The organism is Streptomyces katrae (genome assembly GCF_000966975.1).
Lineage (GTDB): Bacteria > Actinomycetota > Actinomycetes > Streptomycetales > Streptomycetaceae > Streptomyces > Streptomyces katrae.
In genome coordinates, this window is record NZ_JZWV01001286.1 from 1 (window position 1) to 3,452 (window position 3,452).

4 protein-coding genes are annotated in these 3,452 nt (G+C 73.0%); 1 reads left to right on the forward strand and 3 read right to left on the reverse strand.

Features of this window, described 5'->3' with window-relative positions; genetic code table 11:
* The 3 genes from VR44_RS43340 to tdh form a co-directional block, all read right to left on the reverse strand.
* On the reverse strand, window positions 1–108 hold a 108-nt coding region (locus tag VR44_RS43340; protein WP_157880518.1), incomplete at its 3' end, for a LysR family transcriptional regulator.
* A gap of 12 nt (window positions 109–120) precedes the next feature.
* Window positions 121–1,329 carry a glycine C-acetyltransferase gene (locus VR44_RS36240; protein WP_045951913.1) on the reverse strand — a complete coding sequence of 403 codons (1,209 nt, stop codon included), beginning with the start codon at window positions 1,327–1,329 and terminating at the stop codon, window positions 121–123.
* Between the two features lie 212 nt (window positions 1,330–1,541).
* Window positions 1,542–2,570 carry an L-threonine 3-dehydrogenase gene (gene tdh, locus VR44_RS36245; RefSeq protein WP_045951914.1) on the reverse strand — a complete coding sequence of 343 codons (1,029 nt, stop codon included), beginning with the start codon at window positions 2,568–2,570 and terminating at the stop codon, window positions 1,542–1,544.
* 387 nt (window positions 2,571–2,957) lie between these two features.
* Here tdh and VR44_RS36250 point away from each other — a divergent pair.
* On the forward strand, window positions 2,958–3,452 hold a 495-nt coding region (locus tag VR44_RS36250; protein WP_245692799.1), incomplete at its 3' end, for an alpha/beta hydrolase fold domain-containing protein.

Here is a 3,452-nt window from a genome sequence, read left to right on the forward strand (position 1 = left end):
CTGCTGGGAGACGGCGGAGGGGGTGAGGTACAGGGCTGCGGCCGCGGCGGTCACCGTACGGTGGTCCGCCACGGCCCGCAGGATGCGCAGCCGGCGGGGGTCGATCACCCCTCCATGATGTCAGCCCTGAGCAGCGGAAAGTGCCGCGCGGGCGTCCACGAAGGCGGCCACCGCGCGCTCCACGTCGGCCGTCGAGTGGGCCGCGGAGAGCTGGACGCGGATGCGGGCCTGGCCCATCGGCACGACGGGGTACGAGAAGCCGATCACGTACACCCCGCGCTCCAGGAGCAGCTCCGCCATCCGGGCCGCCTCGGCGGCGTCGCCGATCATGACGGGGGCGATGGCGTGGTCGCCGGGCAGGATCTCGAAGCCGGCCTCGGTCATCTTCGCGCGGAAGAGCTTCGTGTTGGCCGCGAGCCGGTCGCGCAGGTCACCGGCGGACTCCAGCAGGTCGAGGACCTTGAGGGAGGCGGCGGCGATGACCGGGGCGAGGGAGTTGGAGAAGAGGTACGGGCGCGAGCGCTGGCGCAGCAGCTCGACGATCTCGGCGCGGGCGGCGACGTAGCCGCCGGAGGCGCCGCCGAGGGCCTTGCCGAGGGTGCCGGTGATGATGTCGATCCGGTCCATGACGCCGTGCAGTTCGGGGGTGCCGCGGCCGCCGGGGCCGACGAAGCCGACGGCGTGGGAGTCGTCGACCATGACCATGGCGTCGTAGCGGTCGGCGAGGTCGCAGATCTCGGTGAGGGGGGCGACGTAGCCGTCCATGGAGAAGACGCCGTCGGTGACGATGAGCTTGCGGCGGGCGCCGCCCTCGGTGGCGGTCTTGAGCTGAGCCTCCAGGTCCGCCATGTCGCGGTTGGCGTAGCGGAAGCGGCGGGCCTTGGAGAGGCGGATGCCGTCGATGATGGAGGCGTGGTTGAGGGCGTCGGAGATCACCGCGTCCTCGGCGCCGAGGAGGGTCTCGAAGACGCCGCCGTTGGCGTCGAAGCAGGAGGAGTAGAGGATCGTGTCCTCCTGGCCGAGGAAGGCCGACAGGCGCGCCTCCAGCTCCTTGTGGACCTCCTGGGTGCCGCAGATGAAGCGGACCGAGGCCATGCCGTAGCCCCAGCGGTCGAGGGCGTCCTTGGCCGCGGCGACGACCTCGGGGTGGTCGGCGAGGCCGAGGTAGTTGTTGGCGCAGAAGTTCAGGACCTCTCCGGGGGCGCCGCCCGCGGTGACCGCGACGGCGGCGTTCTGCGGGGTGCCGATGACGCGCTCGGGCTTGTGCAGGCCGGCGGCGCGGATCTCGGCGAGGGTGGCGCGGAGGTCCTCGCGGACGGACTCGAACATGGTCGGTTCTCCTTGTGCGGTTGCCGTCCGGCGGACGGGGGGTGGGGCCGGGCCCCGCGATCGGGGGAGGGTGTGCGGGGCCCGGCCCGGGGGAGATGGTCTTGTGGTTGCCCGGCCCGCGCCGCCGCGACACGCGGACGGGCGTGCGGCGTCGGCCGGCGGGAGGGACGGCCGGAGCCGTGCCGGGCGGGGTCGGCCGCCCGGCACGGGGGCTACTTCGTCCAGTCCAGGATGATCTTGCCGCTGCGGGCCGTGGAGGCCTCGTCGAAGGCGGCCTGGAAGTCGGTGTGCGAGTAGCGTCCGGTGATGACCGGGGACAGGTCGAGTCCGCCCTCCAGGAGCACGGTCATGGCGTACCAGGTCTCGAACATCTCGCGGCCGTAGATGCCCTTGATGGTGATCATCGAGGTGACGACCTTGGCCCAGTCGACGGGGAACTCCTGCGCGGGCAGGCCCAGCATCGCGATCTTGCCGCCGTGCGTCATGTTGTCGATCATGTCGCGCATCGCCTCGGCGCGGCCGGACATCTCCAGGCCGACGTCGAAGCCCTCGCGCAGGCCGAGGCGGGTCTGTGCCTCGGCGATGGAGGACTCGGCGACGTTGACGGCGAGGGTGGCGCCCGCCTTGCGGGCGATCTCCAGGCGCTCGGGGCTGACGTCGGTGATGACCACGTTGCGCGCGCCGGCGTGCCTGGCGACGGCGGCCGCCATGATGCCGATCGGGCCGGCGCCGGTGATCAGCACGTCCTCCCCGACCAGCGGGAAGGACAGCGCGGTGTGCACGGCGTTGCCGAAGGGGTCGAAGATGGCGGCCACGTCCAGGTCGACCGGGGTGCGGTGGACCCAGACGTTCTGCGCGGGCAGGACCACGTACTCGGCGAAGGCGCCGTCGCGTCCGACGCCGAGCCCGATGGTGGAGCGGCACAGGTGGCGCCGGCCGGCCAGGCAGTTGCGGCACTTGCCGCACACCAGGTGGCCCTCGCCGCTGACCAGGGCGCCGACCTCGATGTCGCGGACGTCGGCGCCGAGCGCGGCGACCTCGCCGACGAACTCGTGGCCGAGGACGAGCGGGGTCTTGACCGCGCCCTGCGCCCAGCCGTCCCAGGCGCGGATGTGCAGGTCGGTCCCGCAGATACCGGTGCGCAGCACCTTGATCAGCACGTCACCGGGGCCGTACTCGGGCTCGGGGACGTCCATGAGCCACAGCCCGGGTTCGGCTTTGTGCTTGACGAGTGCCTTCATGGGAGTGGCTCCAGGCGTGCGGAAGGAGGGGTCGCCGGGTCCGCTGGTGCGCGGGTGGCGTGGTGACGGGCACCAATCTGCCGATCAGTGCGGTGATCAGTCCATCGAGACTTTCTTAAGCGGGTCGACAGCGCAGCTTCACGCCTATGCTCCTCCCTGGAACGGGGTAGGGCCCGGTCCGGGATCGCCGTGGCGGTCCGGGTCCGGGGTGAAAGGGGAGGTGAGGGGCGTGCCGAGTCTGCGCAGCAGGGCGTTGTCGGCCGCGCTGGTCGCGACGGGCCGGCGAAGACGGTTCGCCACCGCGGAGGCGGTACGCGCGACGGTGGCGCGGCCTCGCACCTGCCGCCGCGTTCGCTGGGGCGGGTCGCCGAGGTGTCGCGGACCTTCGTGGGTGCCTGGCCGGTGTACGACGTCTCCCCGCTGGGGCAGGAGCCCGTGGCGCGGGTGCTGTACGTGCACGGCGGGGCGTTCATCGACGAGCTGATACGTCCGCACTGGTCGCTGATCAGGACCCTGGTCACGCGGGCCCGCGCCCGGGTGGTGGTGCCGGCGTACGTGCTGGCCCCGCGCGGGACGGCGGACCGGACCGTGCCGGTGGCCACGGACCTGCTGAGCGGTCTGATCGAGAGCGGCGGCGCGGGCGGGACGGTCCTGCTCGGGGATTCCGCCGGGGCCGGGATGGCACTGGCGGCGGCGCAGCGGCTGCGGGAGCGGACCGGGGCGCAGCCGTCGCGGATCGTGCTGATCTCGCCCTGGCTGGACGTGAGCATGAGCCACCCGGGCCAGGCGGCGATCGAGGCGGCCGATCCGGTGCTGGCGCGGCCGGGGCTGGCGGAGGCGGGCCGGCTGTACGCGGGGACGCGGACGGCGGACGACCCGCGC

Coding starts and splice junctions, on each gene's coding strand:
- tdh (WP_045951914.1), bottom strand. CDS start 2,570: ATGAAGGCACTCGTCAAGCACAAAGCCGAACCCGGGCTGTGGCTCATG.
- VR44_RS36240 (WP_045951913.1), bottom strand. CDS start 1,329: ATGTTCGAGTCCGTCCGCGAGGACCTCCGCGCCACCCTCGCCGAGATC.